We start from the raw sequence: 14,045 nt of genomic DNA on the forward strand, positions 1-14,045 counted from the left end.
GTTAACTAATTTTTCTTGCTCCTGCCTTGGTTTTAAGCATACTATTAAAAGGCTACTAAATAAGGTTAGGAATATACTACTTTGAATTGAAAACTACCTATGCTAATTAATAACTTCTCATCCATAAAATATTTATAAAGCTCTATACTAGCAAACGTAACGGTCATAAGTAGTAAAGTAGCTTGCCACCTGAATATCGTTGCAATTATAAGTAAGTTAATTATCAAACACATTAATTGCAGTTGATCAAAACTAACTTGATATAACAAGTAAACTACCGAAAAATATTAATATAACGAAAGTAGCCACAAACCAAGATAAAGATATAATATAATTCTTTTGAAACTTTAAAGACCATAAAGGATAAGTAATTAATATTGCAGCAGTTATAAGTGTGGTATGGTAAATAATATTATATATCTCCAAATGGTTTATTATTCTGCTACCTGATGTGATATATAAAGATGAGAACATCGATATTAAAATAAATATACCGACATAACTATAAGTAATTTTTTGATTTGGTAGGGTACTTTCCCAATATTTAAAGATGTTAAAATTCTTAAGATCACGAAATAAAGTCAAACCTTTTCTTGCTCTCTCTTGCCTGATTATTTTAACGGTTAGCGGCTCTTTTAAAGAACTAAACCCTCCGGGTTGCTTTAAAATATAATGGCTTCCAAGAAAAAAGAGTAAATTTACAATAGTTGCGGGTAGTATCGGATAAATACCTAGAACTGCTCTTAAAGAAAATATTTGCCACAATATAATAGTTAATATTGCAGTAATCATACCGATAAAAAAACTTTTGGCACTTGATTTAAAACCGTATATTAACAAAATTAACGGCAAAGTGATTAGCAGTAAATAGATGCTAGTCAATAATAAAAATAGATTTATTAAATCTTTAGTGTAGAGCGATATAATAAAACCTATTAATCCTATAGTAATTGCGGTTATATAATTATAATTTAATGAAGCTTTTTTAATTATGTCATTAGTCAAAGTTACCACTGCAACGTTAATATAAGCGTTTGTACTTGCGATTATCATTGCCATAATAACGCCGACTATTAACCCCTTAAATCCTATATAACTTGTAATGATCCGTAAAAACAATTCATTGGTGTTAACTACTGGATCTTGAGACAATAATAATATTGCAATCCAAATGAATAAAACGGATAAAAAAAGACAAATAACTGCCGAAATAAAAAATGTTCGTGATATTTGCCTTGTGTCTTTTGCCATCAATATTCTTTGAAAAATTGAAGGACCAAGTGACGGAATCACAAAATATATAAAAATATTTAAAGAAATCCAAAATTTAGGACTAGTATAGTGAAACAATCCTTGTAAATCAGTAAGACGAGTTTGTACATTTGAGTCTATAACTATATGCGGATCGCTAAAAACATTCCATACGACAATTCCTATTACTGGAATAATTGCACTATAAGTAAAAAACTGTACGGCTTCGGTAAAAGTAACCGATTTTACACCGCCAAAAGCAGAATAGCTTATTATTACAGTGGCAATACATAAATCTATGTACAAATTTGAAATGTTAAAGAATAGCTGTAATATTAAACTTGCTACGTGGAATTGCATGGCAATCCTACCTATAGACATTAATATACTAACTATCGACGTAAGAATACGAACTTTGTTACCATACGCCTCCCCTATTATTTCTGCTGCCGATAAGCTACCCAAACAATTCTCACAACGAAGAGCTATAAAGTCACTAATTAATAACCAACTAACAACGCTACCGAATATACTAGGTAATAAGTACAATAATCCGTCCGTATATATTCTTGAATTATCGATTAAAAAAGTACTAGTACTGATCCAAGTAGCAATAAGAGTTGCGACTATTGTACCTGTAGAAAAATTCCTTGTTCCTATCGCATATTCGCAAATATTTTTTATATTTGTGATATTTAGAAGTCCAACTAGCAAATTAATCGCTAAAAAGCTAGTAAAAATAAGGAGATCTATATTTGGCATAGATTTAAGTTATAGGGATTTTCTATGCAAATAATAATAAAGATAAAAAAAGAAACAAACAATATTTTTGTGGAGTTAAAACAGTATGTCATTCCTACGAATACACATGGGTGTCATAAGACTCGATGTCATTCCCGCGTAGGCGGGAATCCAGTACTTCAAAACTTTTTAAAAGATTTTTTTTAAAGCTCGCTTTATGCTGAAATTCCTGCTTCTGCGGACATGACATAAACGAGCCATGCAATAAGGCCGCTTTTAGCTAGGAATGACATACAAGACTCATTTTTATATTCATAAAGATTAAACTTCTACTGCCCTGACCTAATGATGCTACAGTATAATCGTTATTATACCAAGTTGTGTACTCATCAAGTGCATTATGACAATAATTGTCATCAACTATAGCTGTTTTTTTTCTCTTCTCATACATCTGCTGCCGTTTTTATTACCTACCATCTTGATACTTGGATCAAACGGTGGCTTGTTTTCTTTATTTAATAATGCTTTTAGAGTTGGCAGTTTTGGGTTGCTAGCATTATACTTTTGAATTGTTTAAAAATAATCTATGGCTAGGAGCAGCTGCATCTTGAGTACACTGAAGATTTACATTACCGCCATTTTTTATTAAAGTTTCTACGATTTTAGTAGCGTTATAATCGCTATACCAATCAAGTGGTGTTTTACCACTCTTATCATAGAAATTTACATCAGGTTTTGTATGCGTATTTTTATGCATTTTTCTAAGAAGTTTTACTATTTTTTCTATTATAGGCTCAGCTAAAGATTTCAGTTCTTTAAAATTGTTGATTAACAATGTTTTTGCTTGACCGGATGCTTTTGAAATATCTTGTTTAATAGACCATATTATATTACCAAGCGTAGCAATCATATTATTACCACCGGTAGAATTTTCAAGGTTACACTTTCCTAATGTTTTTTCTACTAATTCCTTTACATTCATTATTAAAGTTTTAAAACCTGCTTGAGCTAAATATTTATGACCGTTATCAGACATTTTAGATATTGTATTTTGTATTTGTAAAGTACCGGTAGCTAATAAATTTAATATATTATTTGCTTCAAGCGAAGGATTAACACCAAATTTAACTAGATTCTCAATTATTTTATAATATTTATCCATTTGAGTTTGAAATAAACTTATATTTTGATTACTCGGATTATTAGTAATAAGCGGATATTTATTGTAGAATATAAAGCAATATGATTATCTTGACCAAGATCATTAATATCTAAACCTAATTGTGTAAATTTTTCAATTTGTGTCTTACGGAAATCATCAGAAATATGCGACTCTATAGCAACACAGAAAAAATTATGAATTTGTGCTTTCTCAGTTGAAACAAATTTTGCCATAAGTGCAGGGTTATGATGAAATACATCAATAACATTGGAGCTATTACTCCAAATACCCCATTCAAGTATCCGTTTGTATCTTTCTTATCCCAATTAGTGTCAGGGATGAGGATCATTTTGTTTAATATCTGTACAGCAATATTTTCTAAAACATTTTTAACATTCTGATCTTATTGTTGAGGTATTAAACTACAAAGAGCTTCAAAAATATTAAGTTTGTTGTTAACATTAGTTCTGTTTAATATAGCCGGTATTAATTGTATGTTTCCTGAAGTTAATAATGGAAAAGGTGTATACATAAAAGTCTCCAATTTATATTAATTTTTTATAAAAAATACCATGAAATATGGTTTGTGTCTATTTATAATTATAATAATACATGCAAACTTGATAAATGTCAAGTAATTATTAAAAAATTAACTATTATTTAATACCAAGGTGCGAGAGATAAGTTGATTTTAATCCCTTTAACGGTAACATCAGCTTCTTTATCGGCAAGATATTTTTCTTCTCTGATTAAGGCGATTGCTTTATTGTGATAACTTGAGCATATTACGCCGATTTTATTGTTATCTGCGAGTATTTCTTCATCTTTAACTAATGAAGATAAATCTTCATCTGCTGTAATTTTATATATCTTTCTTCTTATAACTCCTTGATATTTAGCCCTTGAAATCACTTCTTGCCCGACATAACAACCTTTATCAAAACTAATTGCATTTAACTCCTCAGCACCATACATATTTGGAATAGATTTATCTGTGATTAAATCTTCCACACCATCTATTATTGCAAAATTATATTTATCTTCTAGGTATATTGGATTCCGGTTTTCACGGGGAGATGTTGTTGAGGAGAGCGGTTCCCCCTCTATCACCCTGTGGCTTGACCACGGGATCCAGTCTTTTTTAATTATTGTCTGGATACCGCACAGCGGTATGACATCGAGCTTATTTATTGAGCGGAAACCAAGCTTAGCATAACGAGGATCACGAACCGTAATTAGCGAGTCTATATCTAATTTTTGAAGTGAGTAGATAACTTTATATTCGTTACTACAATCTATTACTTGTATTTTTGAGCGAAATTTATAGAAGTTTAAATACTCTATCAAAGCAGCTTTATTACTTTTATCAATATCAAGGTAAATTTCTTCAGAGTTATGAACATACACGAAAAAATCAAATAAATATCTTCCTTGATTATTAAGCAAATAAGTATAGCAATAATTATAGTCAATTGATTTGGACTCGCCTACTGCGTTACTCGTCGTCTCACCTATTATTATAGGCTTCGCTCCTCGCTCCTTGTATCTGAATTCAACTGAATTGACTATACTCTTACAAATATCGTTAGTAATGAGATTTTGTAGGAACTTTACGGAATCGAAACCTATTATTTTGATAACTTCTCTATTACTTAATATTTCATACATAATTATAATATTATTGACTTTATAGGTTCCTAACTACTATACTCTAAATTTATATAAATTAAACTGAATAATCATGAGATGTTCATCTTACTGTACTTCTTCCGAATATAAGATGAGTGATCTAGTTACTAATTTAAAAAAGATTGGTCTTGAACCTCAACATTTTGATGATGTTTTATATATTCGGAAAGAGATAAATAAAGATTCTGATTTTATAGAGATATTTTTCTTTCCGTTTGGTTGTGTAACTATTTGGGGCGGCGATGAAATTCAAGAAAAAATAGTTTTAAGCGATACTGATTTAGTACCAGTAAATAAGCTTAAAGAGCCGGTATCCGATTATATTTATTTTGAATATAATACGGAAGTCAAGAAAACATTTATTGATGAAGAAAAAAATAAAATAATCTTAGCAGATAAATCAGTTTTTGTTAAACTTTCTATTTCCCATGCTCTTGCACAATCGGTTAAACTTAGCGTTCTTGAGCAATCTGTTAGTAACTTGATTGTTCAGACAACCCCTATACAACAGGAACTAGCTAGAACCGGTAGCGTATCGCTTTCTAAAAAGGAGATATTACAGCAAATAGGTATATTATTTAACGAGCGTTATTCAATCAGTTTGCATAGCGATATATTCGATACTCCAGAATTTTTTTGGCGTCGTCCGAGTTATGAGCCTCTATATCTCATGACAGCAGAGTTTCAAGACATAGAAATACGGCAAAATATAATGAATCATCGTCTTAATATGATTCACGAGCTTTTAGACATTCTTTCAAACGATCTTAATTATAAACATTCCACCAAACTTGAGTGGATTATTATTATTTTAATCGGTCTTGAAGTGGTTCTGTCGTTATCTCATACTAATCTTTTCTTAAAAATTATCGGAGCTTTATAAATAGCTTCTATGCAAATTATCGATAATCAAAAAATATTAGAAGAATTTTGTAACCGGTTAGCAAATAAGGCATGCTTAAGCATAGATACGGAATTTGAGCGTCGCTATACTTATTATGCTCAGCTTAGTATAATTCAAGTTAAAGCAGAAGAATATTGCGGAATAATTGATGCATTAAGTAATTTAGATCTGAATATTTTTAATCAGCTGCTTGCAGATAATAATATTACTAAAATATTTCATGCTCCTCGTGAAGATTTAGAGATTTTCTATAATTTATTTAAAACACTACCTGCTAATGTTTTTGATATACAAATTGCAGCAAATATTTGCGGATTCGGTAAACAGCTAAGCTATGATGACCTTTGCTATAAGCTAATCGGTATTACTATCGATAAAACCCACCAAAAATCTCACTGGCTAAAACGCCCTATTACTAGTGATATGTTAAATTATGCAATGTTAGACGTGGAGTATTTGTATAAGATATATAAAGAGTTAAATAATATAATTGTTAGAAATAATTTAACTAATAAATATCAAACTACTCTTAGTGCTTTATTAGATGTTAGAAATTATAAGGTTGAGCCGAAAGATGCTTGGAAAAAAATAAAATATGGAAGTGATGATAAGAGTTTTAATCACAAAATTCAAATGCTTGCAGCTTATCGTGAAGAGAATGCACAAACTATAAATATTCCTCGTAAGCATTTTATTTTAGATGAAGATTTAATAAAGCTTAGTAAATACCCGCCATTGAATCACAAGGATTTTAAAAATCTAAATTTAAAAAGCAAATATTTACACAAACAAAAATATAAAGATGAAATAATAAGTTTGTGTAATAACTTATAAGAAAAAAGCTATAAATCGAATAACTTGTAGCCTATTATGAATAGAAAACAATTAGCCCACTAATGTAACTTATATCTCACTATCTTGTACTACTTTGACATATTCGTTGTATACATAATCAGGCAAGTTACTAAATGCCTGGGCTATGATCAGTGTCCCTACTAATGCTAATTGAAGGCAAATATCTCCAGTCTGAGTATCGCCGGATATTTGTCCTGTTTCTAGCCAATCTCCAACTGCTTGTGCAAAAAAAGCAAAAGGTACACCGATCAATACAACAATTTTTTTATTATATCAACCATTTTACCCTAAGTTGATTTTTATAATTAAATATAAATTAATATTTTATACAATAAAGTTAAGGTTATTATACCGAAATCATAAATTTAAGCTTACGATCATGAGATTCAATCAGAAAATTATCTATTAATTGTTCTTTTAAACAAACTCCGGCGGTTAATATATTGCGGTTATTATTAAGATATCGGTCAAAATGTCCTTGGCCGTATCCAAGTCTATAACCCTCCTTACTAAACGCAAGTCCTGGGATAATAACTAACTCAGGAATAAAAAAATCATTATTTATAGGTTCATAGATTTTAAAAGCCCCTAAAGCCAATTGATCGTTATAATGATAAGAACAATATTTTATCTCATTTTTTATGATTTTCGGTAGGAAGAATCTTATTGCAGGATGTAAATTTGTTATTTCAAGTAAGTTAATTTCGTATTTTAGAGGAAAGTAAAGTCCTACTGTCTTTACTTTTAACTCCTGTAATAACCGGCTAATTTTATTGATTAGAGAGTTTTTGACTAAATCGGAATTAATCTTATCTTGGTTTTTTATTAAAAATTCTTTGAAATAAAGACGCAGCTCTTGTTTGGTCATAAATATCCTTAAATTCGTCATTGCGAGCGACTGAAGGCCTTGTGGGGCTCGCTTCATCTCTGTCATCCCACGACTTGTTCGTGGGATCTAGTTAAAAATACTAATATTATTAGTATTTTGAGTGGTTTTACTGGATACCGTGGTCAAGCCATGGTATGACAACGAACTGGTTTTTCAAGCCATGCAACAACGCCGCGACTGCAAGGAGCGTGGCAATCTCATAAAGCAGGACGCTTGAGATTGCTTCGTCAAAACTTACAGTTTTTCCTTGCAATGACGTAGAAATATATCAAATATTAATAGTCCTCTTATCTACACTAAGTGCTGCCTCTTTTATAGCCTCGCTTAAAGTTGGGTGAGCGTGGCAGGTTCTTGCTATATCTTCTGAAGCTGCTCCGAATTCCATATAAGCCGTAAGCGCGGCAATTAATGTACCTGCATCAGCTCCTATAATATGAGCTCCTAAAACCCTATCGGTTTTACTATCGGCAAGGATCTTAACCATACCTTCCGTACTACCGATTGCTCTTGCTCTACTATTTGCTAAAAACGGAAACTTACCGACTTTATAATTAATGCCTTTTTCTTTTAGCTGTTCTTCCGTTTCACCGACGCTTGCTACTTCAGGATAAGTATATATTACGCTTGGAATTAAGTTATAGTTAACATGTCCTGCCTGCCCTGCCATAATTTCTACGGCAGCTACAGCCTCTTCCTCGGCTTTATGAGCAAGCATAGCTCCTTTTACCACATCACCGACTGCATAAATATTGGAAACTGCTGTTTGGAACCGGTTATTAATCTCAATGCTACCTTGCTTATCCGTAATAATACCGACAGACTCAAGCCCTAGATTTTGCGTATAGGCTTTTCTGCCTACCGCCATCAACACAACATCGCTTGTTACTACTGAACTCTTACCGTCCTCCTCTATTGTTAGATTTACTTTTCCTGACTTTACTTCAGCAGATAGCACTTTAGTATTCAGTTTAAACTCTATACCTTGTTTTTGCTGTAGTTTCATAAATTGTGTAGCAATTTCTTTATCAAGCATAGGTACAATGCTCGGTGCATACTCAATAACTGTTACTTTAGCTCCCAAACGACGCCAAACTGAACCAAGTTCTAAGCCTATATACCCTCCGCCTACTACTATTAAGTTCTCAGGTACTTTAGAAAGTTTCAAAGCACCGGTAGATGAAACAATAAATTCTTCGTCTATTTTGATATTCGGTATTTCTATGACGCTGGAACCTGTAGTAATTAGGATATTTTTGGCTTTAATTTGCTCTTTATTTACTTCAACGATATTACTAGAACTAATTTTAGCTTCACCTTTTATCCTAGTAACTTTGTTTTTGGCAAAGAGACTTTCTATACCTTTTGTGAGATCAAGAACTACTTTATCTTTATTAGCTAGCATTTTTTGTAAGTCTAATTTTACATCCGCAGTAATACCTATATTCTCAAAATGTTTTAGAGCTGCTTCATATTTTTCGGAAGAATTCAGTAAAGCTTTCGATGGTATGCATCCTATATTTAAACAAGTGCCGCCAAGAGTATCGCTTTTCTCAATACACGCTACTTTCATACCAAGTTGAGCAGCCCTAATACTGCCTGTATAACCGGCTGGACCGCTACCTATTACCACTAAATCAAATTCTTGCATATTTGTTTGACCTTAATAAATTGTTGGATCGTCATTGCAAGGAGCCATAGGCTGCGTGGCAATCTTGTCAAATATCCTGAGATTGCTTTGTCAATTACTTACATAATTTCCTTGCAATGATGTAATACTGCTAAAATACACCACTACCACCTTTATAACAACTTTAATCTTATACTATTCTTATTTGGTGAAGCAATAAAACTAATTAAATTAATATTATCTTCAAAACCGTTTGTATAATTTTGTAGTAAAGAAAACATCTTTTTAGAAATAGCATAATTATGACTAGCATTTAGTGAATTTGCCTCACCTATATTTTTTATTTCTCTCATTAAAGCTAAAGGATTATCAAATTTTAGCTCTATATTTTCATAGTCAACAATTACTTCGGCAAATCTTGCTTGCGAAAATAAAATCGGAACATGAGCAAAATGAATAAAAGGAGCAATATGAGGAGAGTGCTTAAAATCACTTGCTATTTCGGCATCTATTAAGGATTTACGTAAATTCTTTAAGCTATTTCCTCCGACAAAATTACCGATAAAAATACCGTCAGATTTTAAAAATATTCTTATATTAGATAAAAAGCGTTGTACATCATTTATCCAGTGTAACCCTAATGAATAAATAATTAAATCAAAAGAGTCTTTTGGCAATGCTAAATCTTCATCATCGGTTAATAATTTATGATTATGCTCAAAAGAATCAAGCAATAAAGGCGACATATCTGTTACGGTAATATCGGCACTTCGATAAGCATTTTTTAGTAAGCTCGTAAGATAACCGCATTTAGCCGATATTTCTAGAATATCCGAAAAATCCTTATCAATCATCCCTAATCGACTTATTATATCATTAGCTGCATGCTTGATAAATAAGCTGTTACTTATCGCCTCTACTGCATTATTTCGGTGATTTTTTAGCTTTAGTCTGTTGAATATATAATCTTCTCCTATCTTGAATTTTCTCTCCTAAAATTGTTGGTGGCGGTCGAGAAATAAAACCCGCTAAAAAATCTCCTAGCAAACTATTTTGAACAAGTTCTCTCTGTCTTGCAGTGCGAATATCATCCCCTTTAACTCTATCTAGCCCTTCAAAAGTCTCCTGAATATCTACAATTATAGGTTTCGTATTGTTATTATTAGGTGATAAAGGTTCTAAACTCAACAGGCTTTTTTCTGTAGGATTTAAATCCGCAGTTAGATCAAAATGCTCTAAGTAGACAGGTTTTAGTTGTTTATCATTACTAGAAACTTTTTTTCTTTCTATCGCTGAAACATTGTTCTCGGTCTTATTAGATTCTCCTAGAGATTTATAACTACTTATACACAACAATACTAATATAAAATTCTTTAACATAAATAACCCTGTATATTAACAGTTAGTATACATTAATCAAGTACTGAAATAAATTAAGGGAATTATATACTTGTATAACCTATATTTTCTTTTTATTTACCCAAGATGTAAATTCAGACATACTAAACACTTCTATTAAATTACTGCCAACTTGATCCTTGAAACATTTCAAGGCTTCTTTTTTATATCCATCACCATCAATTATTATTATAGTATCATAAATTCCTTGTTTTTTTTATGTTTAGCACAAGATAAGTATATTTTTCATCAACCGATCCTCCTGATTGTTGCCACTTAGATTCTATAACTAGGCAATTAGGGTGACGTTCTGGATGATATAATATAAAATCGCTATCTGAATTTGAAATAAAATATACACCTTTCTTATGTAATGCTCTGCATTTTTCATAAAGCTTAACCTGATCTGCCTCTGTAAAGCCAAGCTTTGTATATTTTGTAAATGAAGTATTTTATTAATAGGTTGATATGACGGGTCTATATAAACGAAATCTTTAGGCTTAGGCGAAATATTGCTGAAATCCTGATATATTATTTCAACATTTTGTAAAGCTTTACTACACGCAAGCAAGTATGTTATCCTTATCAAGAATATTAGGATTCATATAAGCTCCCATCGGGACGTTGCACTCTCCTTTGCTATTTACTCTATAAAGACCATTATAACAAAAGTCTTGTTAAGGTATATGAAACGTGTTGCTATCTCAATAGGGTTATCGCTATTTGCGTTCTTTCTAACAGCATAGTAATAATCTTGAGAGTGATTAGCTTTATGCTTAGCTAACAGCTCAACTAATGCTCGAGCTTCATCTTTAACTGCCTTGTATGAAATCTAAGTTTATATCTGATATAATAGCTTTGTCTGGAACGAGTGCAAAAAAGGGCTCCCCCTAAAGACTCATAATGATTATTGTAACTAGCAGGTAAGCGTAAGCACAACTCTTTGATAAGGCTTCTTTTTCCCCTGTCCATTTTATAAATTTTATAAATAGTTTAGGGATTTTGTCTTCTGCAATCTCTGGAGAATTAATTTTTAACGGAGCTTGACCTATCATTGCTAAAACCTCGTTAAAAGATAATTCTCCGTTTTTAACTACTTTGAGTTGCATACCGACCTACCAAGGCTTTATAAAATCAATAATTACCTGTATTTAAAAGTATAGCATTAAACATATTTCTTACATTATAGTTTTTATGGTTGCACCTAAATACAAACTCGTTTAAATATCTCTCCATGTGTTTTTTTCTAATAGAATAAGAGTCCGATTATACCACGCTTAAACAACGCCCAAAAGCTTTCTATCGTGTTTGTGGACACAGACTCTCTTATATATTTACCTAAGTCGTGATTTATATATTCATGATTATATAACTGTTCTAATACCTTGTAAGCTCCCCATTCATCAGATAAAATAGTTGACCCTATTAGAATATTATTTATTGCAATTTTTTCTATGGTCTTTGAATTAACTTTTGTTATAACTTGAGCCTTAGCGTTACCGTTTCTCTCTATCATGCCGATTACAACGGTTGTTGTCTTTGTGCTGCCACCTTGTGTACTTTTAGTTTTTTTTATTTTGATGTTTGTTCTTTTCTTTACCACCAATATACGTCTCATCTATTTCTACAGTACTTTTTAAAGGCATACTAAAACTTTCTAGTTTAGTCACTTCTCTAATCCTATGAAGCATAAACCATGCAGTTGTTTGGGTAACATTAATATCTCTTGAAAGCTGTAACGATGATAAACTTTTTTTTGCGTAGTCACTTGTAAAACTGCTGTAAACCATTTCTTTAAAGAAATCTTACTATTTTCAAAAATTGTGCCAACTTTGATACTAAAACGCTTTTTACATGCCTAACATTTGTGATTCGTTCCATCCGCATAATGAAAAATCTTTTGGTTGCCGCAATACGGACAATAAGCTACGTTAGCCCAACGTATATCAGTAAAATAATTATGCACTTTTGTTCAGTAGGTAATTTTTCGAATAAATCAACAACACTTTTAAAATCTAACACTTAACTATACTAACACAATTTTATATAAAATTATCGAAACAATTTAGGTTATACAAGATATATAGTTGCCTTAATTAATTATTTCTAAAGATATTATCTTCGTATTTTTTTCTATAATATATTTTGTAATTCTCATTTCTTATATCATTAAACCATTGGTCTTGTTGTTTTTTAATATAATAATTTAGGGAATGAGATTTACTTTTACTAGTTTGAAAATTATCTTCACAAAATTTTAAAAAACCTGATATTAAAGTTTCTACTCCATTAGTCTCAGATTTTTTCTCAAGAAATTGCATAGAAAAATTAGTAGGATTATTATGTTTTAAATAAAATTGTTTATATTTCTCACGAATTTTATTTTCTTTTTTTATTTGTTGTTCTGAAAAAGATAATTTTTCCTCTAATAATTTATGAATTTCGGTACAATCGCTCCAAGGTAATTCTATTATTAATTGCTCTTTCTGATATTCAAAATTATCTTGAATATTGTTAAAATCGGCATTTACTTTTACCGCACTTACTAATATTAAAAAACATGTAATTAATTTAATATTCATAGAATTAATTAATTTTAGCAGGAACCGGTATCATAATACTACTTCTGTATCTTTTATTGCCACTAAAAAGTGATTTTTTTTGAACTTTGTTATTATTTACTGGAATTGTATCTTCTAAAGCCCCTTCATTATTATTTAGATAACTATGTAAGGATGCTTTATAAAGAGCCATATTACTTGCTATTTTAACTACATCTTGTTTATATTTAAACCCTAAAGAATGTGTAGCCGAATGATAATGAGCTATCGCCTTGTGCCAGCTCCCTAGCTGATCATATTTTGAACGCAAAAATTCTGCACCGTAACGAATGTTATTATTTGGATCAAATGCCTGTTCAAGGGAATTAAAAGCCCCTAAATGATGCCTTAAGTTAATCTGCATGCATCCGATATCAATACTCTCTCGCCCTTTTATAAGCTCTACTCTAACAAAACTTACGGCTTCTCTTTTTGTGTTAAAATAATAGCCTTTTCCTTCAACATTTACTGTCCAAGGCCATACTATTGTAATTTTACGGGTTGTATGTTTTTTCCCCGATTCTTTTAAAGCTATTGAATGTAACGTATTAGATGGGATATTAAATTTTTTTTCAAAGTAAGGAAAAAGTTTTGAACATTTAAAGGATTCAGCTATTTCAGGATCGGCAATAGCCGGCTTAGAGAAAAGGATACAGGATAATAATAGGAGTAGTATGGTTTTAACGTCATTGAGAGGAAAATTACGGAGTAATTGACGCAGCAGTCCAGTAAACAATTCTGATTTACAGAATTTTTTTATCGTTTTACTGGATTGCCACGCTCCTTGTAGTCGCTCGCAATAACAATTTTGGCATAATTCCCAAACCATACCGGCAACGCTAAAATAACTTGAGTTACAATAAGATAAACTAGCCTACCATAACTTATCTTACGAAGCAAGGGAAGTTATAGCATGTAAGAGGTAAGGA

21 protein-coding genes and 2 pseudogenes are annotated in these 14,045 nt (G+C 31.2%); 2 read left to right on the plus strand and 21 right to left on the minus strand.

All coding sequences use genetic code 11. The annotated features are described in order from the left end of the window. Positions 1 to 65: 65 nt before the first annotated feature. From ACHBLB_RS06520 to ygfZ, 7 genes and pseudogenes are all read right to left on the minus strand, one after another. Complete coding sequence (locus ACHBLB_RS06520) at positions 66 to 269, minus strand: hypothetical protein (RefSeq protein WP_231284201.1); 204 nt, start codon at positions 267 to 269, stop codon at positions 66 to 68. After that, positions 253 to 2,013 carry a sodium:solute symporter family protein gene (locus tag ACHBLB_RS06525; protein ID WP_475841491.1) on the minus strand — a complete coding sequence of 587 codons (1,761 nt, stop codon included), beginning with the start codon at positions 2,011 to 2,013 and terminating at the stop codon, positions 253 to 255. The genes ACHBLB_RS06520 and ACHBLB_RS06525 overlap by 17 nt, the downstream gene beginning before the upstream one ends. A gap of 259 nt (positions 2,014 to 2,272) precedes the next feature. Further along, positions 2,273 to 2,443, minus strand: a complete 171-nt coding sequence (locus tag ACHBLB_RS06530) for a hypothetical protein (protein WP_475841493.1) — start codon at positions 2,441 to 2,443, stop codon at positions 2,273 to 2,275. Between the two features lie 105 nt (positions 2,444 to 2,548). Beyond that, complete coding sequence (locus ACHBLB_RS06535) at positions 2,549 to 3,154, minus strand: ankyrin repeat domain-containing protein (protein WP_012150939.1); 606 nt, start codon at positions 3,152 to 3,154, stop codon at positions 2,549 to 2,551. Positions 3,155 to 3,171: 17 nt separating this feature from the next. Continuing rightward, a pseudogene (locus ACHBLB_RS06540) lies at positions 3,172 to 3,503 on the minus strand (hypothetical protein). Positions 3,504 to 3,557: 54 nt separating this feature from the next. Beyond that, a complete protein-coding gene (locus ACHBLB_RS06545; protein ID WP_475841495.1) occupies positions 3,558 to 3,686 on the minus strand; it encodes a hypothetical protein in 129 nt (42 codons plus the stop codon). 128 nt (positions 3,687 to 3,814) lie between these two features. Then, on the minus strand, positions 3,815 to 4,822 hold the full coding sequence (gene ygfZ / locus ACHBLB_RS06550) for a CAF17-like 4Fe-4S cluster assembly/insertion protein YgfZ (protein ID WP_475841497.1): 1,008 nt from the start codon (positions 4,820 to 4,822) through the stop codon (positions 3,815 to 3,817). A gap of 112 nt (positions 4,823 to 4,934) precedes the next feature. Here ygfZ and ACHBLB_RS06555 point away from each other — a divergent pair, with 112 nt between their 5' ends. Both ACHBLB_RS06555 and ACHBLB_RS06560 read left to right on the plus strand, forming a co-directional pair. Further along, the gene (locus tag ACHBLB_RS06555) at positions 4,935 to 5,726 is read left to right on the plus strand and encodes an RMD1 family protein (protein WP_012150942.1); all 792 of its coding nucleotides are present in this window, start codon (positions 4,935 to 4,937) and stop codon (positions 5,724 to 5,726) included. Between the two features lie 9 nt (positions 5,727 to 5,735). Beyond that, on the plus strand, positions 5,736 to 6,581 hold the full coding sequence (locus ACHBLB_RS06560; protein WP_475841499.1) for a ribonuclease D: 846 nt from the start codon (positions 5,736 to 5,738) through the stop codon (positions 6,579 to 6,581). Between the two features lie 69 nt (positions 6,582 to 6,650). On the opposite strand, the gene ACHBLB_RS06565 is transcribed toward ACHBLB_RS06560, so the two are convergent. From ACHBLB_RS06565 to ACHBLB_RS06630, 14 genes and pseudogenes are all read right to left on the minus strand, one after another. Further along, on the minus strand, positions 6,651 to 6,854 hold the full coding sequence (locus tag ACHBLB_RS06565) for a hypothetical protein (protein ID WP_475841501.1): 204 nt from the start codon (positions 6,852 to 6,854) through the stop codon (positions 6,651 to 6,653). A gap of 94 nt (positions 6,855 to 6,948) precedes the next feature. Then, positions 6,949 to 7,470 (minus strand): 5-formyltetrahydrofolate cyclo-ligase, encoded by a 522-nt coding sequence (locus tag ACHBLB_RS06570; protein WP_475841503.1) that lies wholly within the window; start codon positions 7,468 to 7,470, stop codon positions 6,949 to 6,951. A gap of 289 nt (positions 7,471 to 7,759) precedes the next feature. Then, positions 7,760 to 9,139, minus strand: coding sequence for a dihydrolipoyl dehydrogenase (gene lpdA / locus ACHBLB_RS06575; RefSeq protein ID WP_475841505.1), 1,380 nt, complete (start codon positions 9,137 to 9,139; stop codon positions 7,760 to 7,762). Positions 9,140 to 9,291: 152 nt separating this feature from the next. Continuing rightward, on the minus strand, positions 9,292 to 10,011 hold the full coding sequence (locus tag ACHBLB_RS06580; protein WP_475842796.1) for a methyltransferase domain-containing protein: 720 nt from the start codon (positions 10,009 to 10,011) through the stop codon (positions 9,292 to 9,294). Between the two features lie 31 nt (positions 10,012 to 10,042). Further along, a complete protein-coding gene (locus ACHBLB_RS06585; RefSeq protein WP_475841507.1) occupies positions 10,043 to 10,498 on the minus strand; it encodes a hypothetical protein in 456 nt (151 codons plus the stop codon). A gap of 79 nt (positions 10,499 to 10,577) precedes the next feature. Continuing rightward, on the minus strand, positions 10,578 to 10,670 hold the full coding sequence (locus ACHBLB_RS06590) for a hypothetical protein (RefSeq protein WP_475841509.1): 93 nt from the start codon (positions 10,668 to 10,670) through the stop codon (positions 10,578 to 10,580). Between the two features lie 43 nt (positions 10,671 to 10,713). Beyond that, positions 10,714 to 10,866: a PD-(D/E)XK nuclease superfamily protein gene (locus ACHBLB_RS06595; RefSeq protein ID WP_475842798.1), complete on the minus strand. Its 153-nt coding sequence runs from the start codon at positions 10,864 to 10,866 to the stop codon at positions 10,714 to 10,716. A gap of 207 nt (positions 10,867 to 11,073) precedes the next feature. Then, positions 11,074 to 11,142, minus strand: a pseudogene (locus ACHBLB_RS06600) (DNA adenine methylase); the annotation flags it as partial. 264 nt (positions 11,143 to 11,406) lie between these two features. Then, complete coding sequence (locus tag ACHBLB_RS06605) at positions 11,407 to 11,625, minus strand: hypothetical protein (RefSeq protein WP_475841511.1); 219 nt, start codon at positions 11,623 to 11,625, stop codon at positions 11,407 to 11,409. Between the two features lie 137 nt (positions 11,626 to 11,762). Continuing rightward, entirely contained in the window at positions 11,763 to 12,119 is a 357-nt protein-coding gene (locus ACHBLB_RS06610) for a transposase (protein ID WP_475841513.1), read from the minus strand. Continuing rightward, positions 12,079 to 12,306, minus strand: coding sequence for a hypothetical protein (locus ACHBLB_RS06615; RefSeq protein ID WP_475841515.1), 228 nt, complete (start codon positions 12,304 to 12,306; stop codon positions 12,079 to 12,081). Before ACHBLB_RS06615 ends, ACHBLB_RS06610 begins: the two co-directional genes overlap by 41 nt. Before the next feature lie 68 nt (positions 12,307 to 12,374). Beyond that, complete coding sequence (locus tag ACHBLB_RS06620; RefSeq protein ID WP_155114716.1) at positions 12,375 to 12,482, minus strand: transposase; 108 nt, start codon at positions 12,480 to 12,482, stop codon at positions 12,375 to 12,377. A gap of 130 nt (positions 12,483 to 12,612) precedes the next feature. Then, the gene (locus tag ACHBLB_RS06625; protein WP_475841517.1) at positions 12,613 to 13,098 is read right to left on the minus strand and encodes a DUF2532 domain-containing protein; all 486 of its coding nucleotides are present in this window, start codon (positions 13,096 to 13,098) and stop codon (positions 12,613 to 12,615) included. 4 nt (positions 13,099 to 13,102) lie between these two features. After that, a complete protein-coding gene (locus ACHBLB_RS06630; RefSeq protein ID WP_475841519.1) occupies positions 13,103 to 13,945 on the minus strand; it encodes a lytic transglycosylase domain-containing protein in 843 nt (280 codons plus the stop codon). Between the last annotated feature and the right edge of the window lie 100 nt (positions 13,946 to 14,045).

It is taken from the genome of Rickettsia lanei (genome assembly GCF_056242675.1).

Excerpts from the sequence above, each read along its gene's own strand:
- ACHBLB_RS06525 (WP_475841491.1), bottom strand. The coding sequence starts at position 2,013 with ATGCCAAATATAGATCTCCTTATTTTTACTAGCTTTTTAGCGATTAAT.
- ACHBLB_RS06530 (WP_475841493.1), bottom strand. The coding sequence starts at position 2,443 with ATGTATGAGAAGAGAAAAAAAACAGCTATAGTTGATGACAATTATTGT.
- ACHBLB_RS06535 (WP_012150939.1), bottom strand. The coding sequence starts at position 3,154 with ATGGATAAATATTATAAAATAATTGAGAATCTAGTTAAATTTGGTGTT.
- ACHBLB_RS06545 (WP_475841495.1), bottom strand. The coding sequence starts at position 3,686 with ATGTATACACCTTTTCCATTATTAACTTCAGGAAACATACAATTAATA.
- ygfZ (WP_475841497.1), bottom strand. The coding sequence starts at position 4,822 with ATGTATGAAATATTAAGTAATAGAGAAGTTATCAAAATAATAGGTTTC.
- ACHBLB_RS06555 (WP_012150942.1), top strand. The coding sequence starts at position 4,935 with ATGAGTGATCTAGTTACTAATTTAAAAAAGATTGGTCTTGAACCTCAA.
- ACHBLB_RS06560 (WP_475841499.1), top strand. The coding sequence starts at position 5,736 with ATGCAAATTATCGATAATCAAAAAATATTAGAAGAATTTTGTAACCGG.
- ACHBLB_RS06570 (WP_475841503.1), bottom strand. The coding sequence starts at position 7,470 with ATGACCAAACAAGAGCTGCGTCTTTATTTCAAAGAATTTTTAATAAAA.
- lpdA (WP_475841505.1), bottom strand. The coding sequence starts at position 9,139 with ATGCAAGAATTTGATTTAGTGGTAATAGGTAGCGGTCCAGCCGGTTAT.
- ACHBLB_RS06585 (WP_475841507.1), bottom strand. The coding sequence starts at position 10,498 with ATGTTAAAGAATTTTATATTAGTATTGTTGTGTATAAGTAGTTATAAA.
- ACHBLB_RS06605 (WP_475841511.1), bottom strand. The coding sequence starts at position 11,625 with ATGCAACTCAAAGTAGTTAAAAACGGAGAATTATCTTTTAACGAGGTT.
- ACHBLB_RS06615 (WP_475841515.1), bottom strand. The coding sequence starts at position 12,306 with ATGGTTTACAGCAGTTTTACAAGTGACTACGCAAAAAAAAGTTTATCA.
- ACHBLB_RS06625 (WP_475841517.1), bottom strand. The coding sequence starts at position 13,098 with ATGAATATTAAATTAATTACATGTTTTTTAATATTAGTAAGTGCGGTA.
- ACHBLB_RS06630 (WP_475841519.1), bottom strand. The coding sequence starts at position 13,945 with ATGGTTTGGGAATTATGCCAAAATTGTTATTGCGAGCGACTACAAGGA.